Raw genomic sequence first — 6,404 nt, forward strand, 5'->3', positions numbered from 1 at the left:
GCGACTTTGTGTCTGCTCGCGGTCAGAAGGGGGCTGGGAGGGCTGGGAAGGGGATACAAAGGGCGATGGGGTTTCTCAAACAGGAAGTGCCCGTCATCGACTTCGCCGAGTGGAGCAAGGGCACCCGTTCGGAGAAGATCCGGCCGATGGCCAAGCACTGGGCCGAGGTCGGCTTCGGTACCCCGGTGGTACTGCACCTGTTCTACGTCGTCAAGATCGGCCTCTACATCCTGGTGGCCGCGCTGTTCGCCTTGGCGACCAAGGGCATCGACGGGTGGAGCAACATCGGATCCTGGTGGACCGAGCCGATCGTCTTCCAGAAGGTGGTGCTGTTCACCATCCTCTTCGAGGTCATCGGCCTCGGCTGCGGTTTCGGTCCGCTGAACAACCGGTTCTACCCGCCGATGGGCTCGATCCTGTACTGGTTGCGGCCCAACACCATTCGGCTGCCACCGTGGCCGAAGCGGGTGCCCTTCACCAAGGGTGACAACCGCGACCCGATCGACGTCGCTCTCTACGGCGCACTGCTGGTAGTGCTCATCGTGGCACTGCTCTCCGACGGCACCGGCCCGATTCCTGCGCTGGGCACCGAGGTGGGTCTGCTGCCGGCCTGGCAGTCCTGGGCAGTGCTGGTGCTGCTGGCGCTGGCGGGCGTCCGTGACAAGACCCTTTTCCTGGCCGCCCGCGGTGAGGTGTACGCCCCGTTCGTCGCGGCCTTCCTGTTCGGCGGCGCCAACGTCATCATCGCCGCCAAGTTGGCCTGTGTGGTGATCTGGATGGGGGCCGCCACCTCAAAGCTGACCAGACATTTCCCGTTCGTGATTTCCACGATGATGTCCAACAGTCCGGTGGTGCGCCCGCGCGCGCTCAAGAGGGCCTTCTTCGAGCACTTCCCGGATGATCTCCGACCTGGTCGGCTCTCCCGGGTTGTGGCGCATGTCAGCACCGCCATCGAAGGGCTGGTGCCATTGGTGCTGCTGTTCTCCCACGGCGGTTGGCCGACGGCGATCGCGGCATTCGTCATGATCACCTTCCATCTCGGCATCCTGTCGGCCATCCCGATGGGCGTGCCGCTGGAGTGGAACGTCTTCATGATCTTCTGCGTCCTGGCGTTGTTCGTCGGGCATGCCGACATCGGTCTGCCCGATATGACCAACCCCTGGCCGGTGATCTTGTTCGCGGTGATGGCCGGAATCGTCATCGCGGGAAACCTAGCGCCGCGCAAGATCTCCTTCCTGCCCGGGATGCGCTATTACGCGGGCAACTGGGACACCTCCCTGTGGTGCATCAAGCCCTCGGCGGAAGCCAAGATCGCCGACGGGATCGTGGCGATCGCCAACATGCCGGCCGCGCAGCTGGAGAAGTTCTACGGCAGCAAGGAGGCCGCCCAGATTCCCATCTACATGGGGTACGCCTTCCGCGGCTTCAACACCCACGGCAAGGCGCTGTTCACCCTGGCGAACCGGGCGATGGCTGACGGCAGCGACGGCGGCAACGAGGATGCGTACTCGGTGACCGACGGTGAGCGGATCTGCAGCATGGCGATGGGCTGGAATTTCGGCGACGGGCACCTGCACAACGAGCAGTTGATCGCCGCGCTGCAGCGGCGCTGTCACTTCCAACCGGGGGAGGTGCGGGTGGTGGTGCTCGACGCGCAACCCATCCACCGGCAGACCCAGCACTACCGGCTGATCGACGCGGCCACCGGGGAGTTCGAGCGCGGCTACGTCGAGGTTGCCGACATGGTCGTCCGCCAGCCGTGGGACGACGACGTGCCGGTTCACGTGGAGAAACAGCAGCGGTAGCCGCAGACCCCTTTGACCAAACGGTTGGTTGGGGCGAGAATCATGGGTGGAACCCTAGATCCCTGAAGGAGACGTAGATGGCGGAAGCGGTAATCGTCGAGGCTGTGCGCTCGGCGGTCGGTAAGCGCAACGGCGGACTGTCCGGTGTGCACCCGGCGGAACTGTCGGCCCAGGTGCTGGCCGGTCTGGCCGAGCGGGCCGGATTCGACCCCGAGGTCATCGACGACGTCATCTGGGGCTGCGTCATGCAGGCCGGGGAGCAGGCCCTCGACATCGCCCGCACCGCGGTGCTGACGGCCGGTTGGCCGGAGACCATCCCGGGTGTGACGGTGGACCGGCAGTGCGGGTCCAGCCAGCAGTCGGTGCACTTCGCCGCCGCCGGTGTGGTGGCCGGTCACTACGACGCGGTGATCGCCGGTGGGGTGGAGTCGATGTCGCGGACCCCGATGGGCGCCTCGCTGGCCAGCGGCGGACACCCCTACCCGGCCCGGTTCAAGGCCCGCTATGACCGCACCCCCAACCAGGGCATCGGCGCGGAGATGATGGCCACGAGGTGGGAGCTCAGCCGCACCATGCTCGACCAGTTCTCGCTGGACTCGCACGAGAAAGCCGCCGCGGCACAGGATTCCGGCGCCTTCGACGACCAGATCGTCGGCATCAAGGATCAGGACGGCAATGTGGTGCTCAAGGACGAGGGCATTCGCCGCGGCACCACGCTGGAGAAGATGGCCCAACTCAAGCCTGCCTTCTCCGAGGAGGGGGTGATTCATGCGGGTAACTCTTCGCAGATTTCCGACGGTTCGGCGGCGCTGCTGTTCATGTCCGACGAGATGGCGAAGTCGTTGGGGCTCACGCCGATCGCTAAGGTCCACACCGCCGTGCTGGCCGGTGCCGACCCGGTGATGATGCTGTCCGCCCCGATCCCGGCTACCCAGAAAGCGCTGAAGCGCTCCGGGCTGAGCCTGTCCGACATCGGGGTCTTCGAGGTCAACGAGGCCTTCGCCCCGGTCCCGATGGCCTGGCTCAAGGAGATCGGCGCCGACGACAAGAAGCTCAACCCCAACGGCGGCGCGATCGCGCTGGGCCACCCACTCGGCGGCTCGGGAGCCCGAATCATGACCACCATGCTCTATCACATGCGGGACAACAACATTCGGTACGGCCTGCAAACCATGTGCGAAGGCGGCGGTCAGGCAAACGCGACGATCCTCGAGCTGCTGTAGCGATGACGGACAACGCCGCCCCCGGCGCTCTGACCGAGCGCCGGGGCAACACCCTGGTCGTCACCATCAACCGCCCGGAGGCGCGCAACGCCGTCAACCAGGCGGTCAGCATCGGCGTCGGTGATGCGCTGCAGCAGGCGCAGGACAATGCCGAGATCTGGGCCGTGGTCATCACCGGCGCGGGCGACAAGTCGTTCTGCGCCGGCGCCGACCTCAAAGCGATCTCCCGCGGGGAAAACATCTTCCACCCTGATCACCCGGAGTGGGGTTTCGCCGGCTTCGTGCAGCACTTCATCGACAAGCCGGTGATCGCCGCGGTCAACGGCACCGCACTGGGCGGTGGTACCGAACTGGCGCTGGCCAGCGACCTCGTCGTGGCGCAGGCCAGTGCGCAGTTCGGGCTTCCGGAGGTCAAACGCGGCCTGATCGCTGCCGCCGGTGGGATGTTCCGTATCGTCGATCAGCTGCCGCGCAAGGTGGCCATGCAACTGTTGGTCACCGGCGACCCGATCAGCGCTGAGGACGCCGCCCGATGGGGCCTGATCAACCAGGTCGTGCCGGACGGCGCCGTGCTCGATGCCGCGCTGGCGCTGGCAGATCGGATCACGGTCAACGCGCCGCTGGCCGTACAGGCCAGCAAGCGGGTCGCGGCGGGCGCCGATCACGCCGCCATCCCCGGCGAGGCAGACGCCTGGAAGCGGTCCAACCGCGAAATGCGGGCAGTGTTCACTTCCGAGGACGCCATGGAGGGTCCGATGGCGTTCGCCCAGAAGCGCGCGCCGGTCTGGAAGGCGCGCTAGGCGCGCCGCCGTCGGGAGGGTTAGGCCGGCGCCTTCGTGGTCGTCGTCGGCGTCGCTGAGGCGGCACTCGACGGGGTCTCCGTCGGCGTGGCCGAAGACGGCGCCGCAGTGGTCGACGGCGCTGCAGTGGTTGACGGGGTGGCCGTGGTCGTCGGCGTCGCCGACGTGGGGCTGGTGGTGGTCGTCGCGGTGGTCGACGTAGTCGCTTCGGCGGCCGGCGCCGGCGGCGTCAGCACCTCGTCGATCATGTAGATGTAGGCCCCCCGCGCGGTGTACGCGCAGGTCACTCGCACATCGTTGACCTTGATCTCGCCGCCCTTACCGACGACGGTCACCGATCGGCCGTCCTGAGTGGGCATCTTGCCCTGCACGTCATTGGGCCCGAGGTAGCCCAGCACCATGTGGTAGAAGAGCGTCGGCAGCAGCACCACCGGGTCGGTCTTGAGGGTGTTCAGCGTGGCGGCATCGAGTTTGGCGAAGGCCGCGTTGGTCGGGGCGAAGACCACGTAGGGCCCGCCGTCGAGCACGTTGACGATGTTGATGGCGGGGTTGAGCTTGCCCGAGATGGCGTCGCTGAAGGTGCTCAGTTCCGGGTTGCTGGCCAGAGCTTGCGAGCCGATCTGGAGCGCCATCGACTCGATCGAGCCGGGGCTGCCGGCCGGGTGCTTGCTGCGGTAGGCATCGCAACCGGGCCCCTGGGGGTCGGGCACCTTGGTTGAGGTCGGCACGGGCACCGTGGGGCTGGCAGGGGCAGGGGCGGGGGCCGGTGACGGCGCCGGCGACGGGGTCGGTTCGGCGTAGGCCTGGAAGGTGGTCGGCACAGCGACGACCAGCGCGGCGAACGCCGCGGCAACGCCGAGGGACTTGGTGCGAGTGCTCACGGGCGATTCTCCTGGTTCTCGTCACACGGTTCACCTTGAATAAGACGACCGCAACGACTGTGGGATCGTAATGGCGGCCTGTTCCGTTACCCAAAACTGCGTGACCTGGGCCACAACGGCCCGTCGGGCGCGATCGCCGAGCCATCTGCCTACCATGGCCGCCATGGTCGAGCCGCTGATCGTGCCCATCCGTGGTCGTTCCCCCCAGGTGGACCCCGAGGCGTGGGTGGCGCCCAACGCCGGTCTGATCGGGCAGGTCCGGCTGGCGGCGCGGGTGAGTGTTTGGTATTCCGCGACGTTGCGGGCCGAGGCCGAACCGATCGACATCGGCACCGGAACCAACATCCAGGACGGGGTGACGATCCACGTCGACCCCGAGTATCCCGTCCGGGTGGGCGCCGGGGTCAGCGTCGGGCACAACGCGGTGCTGCACGGCTGCACCGTCGAGGACGGGGCGCTGATCGGGATGGGTGCGATCGTCCTCAACGGGGCGGTGATCGGGGCCGGATCCCTGGTGGCAGCCGGTGCGCTGGTACCCCAGGGCATCGTCATTCCGCCGCGTTCCCTGGTGGCCGGGGTGCCGGGCAAAGTCCGACGGGAACTGAGCGACGCGGAGTTGGCGCACAATCGGCACAACGCCGAGGTGTACGTCGGGCTCATTGACCTGCACCGCGATGCGACCTGAGGTGATGAAGTCAGAAGCCGACGTAACAGATGCGTCATCGTTTCATACAGGAATTTTTCGTACCGTGAGAGCAATGCGTATCACCCTGCTCCGCGCGGCTGCCACCAACGAGGCTGTGCCGCACGACGAGTGGCCGTCGGTAGTGCGCCGCCGGCGAGTCGTCGTATTCGTGGTCCTGGTGGCCGGAGCGCTGCTGATGGCCTACTCACTGCACCAGCCGCCCGGGGCCGCATCGTTTTATTGGCTGACGTTCTCGCTGGCGGCGGTATGGACGGTGGGCTCGTTGCTGTCCGGACCGCTGCACCTGGGACGCACCGCCTGGCATGACCATGCCACCCGCCCGGTCGTCACCGGAATCGTGACGGGCCTCGTCCTCGGCGGCGTATTTCTCCTGGGCGGCCTGGTGGTCCGCAACATCGCGCCGATCGCTGAGCGGATCACCCGGGTGTTGGAGTACACCAACCACGGGCCGTTGCTGCTGATCGTGCTGATTGCGTTGGTCAACGGTGTCGCTGAGGAACTGTTCTTCCGCGGCGCGCTGTACACCGCACTGGGCCGGTTCTATCCGGTGGCGATCTCTACCCTGCTCTACGCCGTCGCCACCTCGGCCACCGGCAATCCGATGCTCGGCTTCGCAGCGCTGATCCTGGGGACGGTGTGCGGACTGCAGCGTCGCGCCACTGGCGGGGTGCTGGCGCCAGTGCTGACCCACATGGTGTGGGGCCTGATCATGGTTGTGGCGCTGCCGCCGATCTTCGGGTTGTAAACGTCGGCCTGGCGCAGGGGAGAGGGATTAGTTCTCCGCCTGCACCCTGGCACCCGCGAATCGAGCCATCGCGGCGCGCGGGAGGAATCGGTACCCCGTTGCGGCTAGTTTGTTCTTCACCCCGGGGACGACGCTGGGGGCGCTGCCATCGAAGAAGGCGCGCAGGCCGAACTCGGCGACCTCGTCGGCGGACTGGCGGCCACGGGTCATGAACTCTTTGTTGCCGGCCACCTGGAAGAACCCC

Annotated in this window: 6 protein-coding genes and 1 pseudogene; 5 read left to right on the forward strand and 2 right to left on the reverse strand. The window is 67.0% G+C overall.

Features of this window, described 5'->3' with window-relative positions; genetic code table 11:
• The first annotated feature begins 65 nt into the window (after positions 1 to 65).
• The 3 genes from ADBZ5N_RS16625 to ADBZ5N_RS16635 all read left to right on the forward strand — a co-directional run bounded on the left by ADBZ5N_RS16625 (position 66) and on the right by ADBZ5N_RS16635 (position 3,828).
• Positions 66 to 1,805, forward strand: coding sequence for a DUF3556 domain-containing protein (locus ADBZ5N_RS16625; protein WP_526259301.1), 1,740 nt, complete (start codon positions 66 to 68; stop codon positions 1,803 to 1,805).
• A 77-nt stretch (positions 1,806 to 1,882) separates the two neighbouring features.
• Entirely contained in the window at positions 1,883 to 3,028 is a 1,146-nt protein-coding gene (locus ADBZ5N_RS16630; RefSeq protein WP_526259303.1) for a thiolase family protein, read from the forward strand.
• A gap of 2 nt (positions 3,029 to 3,030) precedes the next feature.
• Positions 3,031 to 3,828, forward strand: a complete 798-nt coding sequence (locus tag ADBZ5N_RS16635) for an enoyl-CoA hydratase/isomerase family protein (RefSeq protein ID WP_526259305.1) — start codon at positions 3,031 to 3,033, stop codon at positions 3,826 to 3,828.
• A gap of 20 nt (positions 3,829 to 3,848) precedes the next feature.
• Here the strand turns inward: ADBZ5N_RS16635 and ADBZ5N_RS16640 are convergent, their stop codons facing one another.
• Positions 3,849 to 4,709 carry a fasciclin domain-containing protein gene (locus tag ADBZ5N_RS16640; RefSeq protein ID WP_526259307.1) on the reverse strand — a complete coding sequence of 287 codons (861 nt, stop codon included), beginning with the start codon at positions 4,707 to 4,709 and terminating at the stop codon, positions 3,849 to 3,851.
• A 163-nt stretch (positions 4,710 to 4,872) separates the two neighbouring features.
• Here ADBZ5N_RS16640 and ADBZ5N_RS16645 point away from each other — a divergent pair, with 163 nt between their 5' ends.
• Both ADBZ5N_RS16645 and ADBZ5N_RS16650 read left to right on the forward strand, forming a co-directional pair.
• Positions 4,873 to 5,394 carry a gamma carbonic anhydrase family protein gene (locus tag ADBZ5N_RS16645; RefSeq protein ID WP_526259309.1) on the forward strand — a complete coding sequence of 174 codons (522 nt, stop codon included), beginning with the start codon at positions 4,873 to 4,875 and terminating at the stop codon, positions 5,392 to 5,394.
• A gap of 73 nt (positions 5,395 to 5,467) precedes the next feature.
• On the forward strand, positions 5,468 to 6,160 hold the full coding sequence (locus ADBZ5N_RS16650) for a CPBP family intramembrane glutamic endopeptidase (protein WP_526259311.1): 693 nt from the start codon (positions 5,468 to 5,470) through the stop codon (positions 6,158 to 6,160).
• Positions 6,161 to 6,187: 27 nt separating this feature from the next.
• Here the strand turns inward: ADBZ5N_RS16650 and ADBZ5N_RS16655 are convergent.
• Positions 6,188 to 6,404: pseudogene (locus ADBZ5N_RS16655) on the reverse strand (hypothetical protein); the annotation flags it as partial.

This window comes from Mycobacterium sp. (genome assembly GCF_044370595.1).
Lineage (GTDB): Bacteria > Actinomycetota > Actinomycetes > Mycobacteriales > Mycobacteriaceae > Mycobacterium.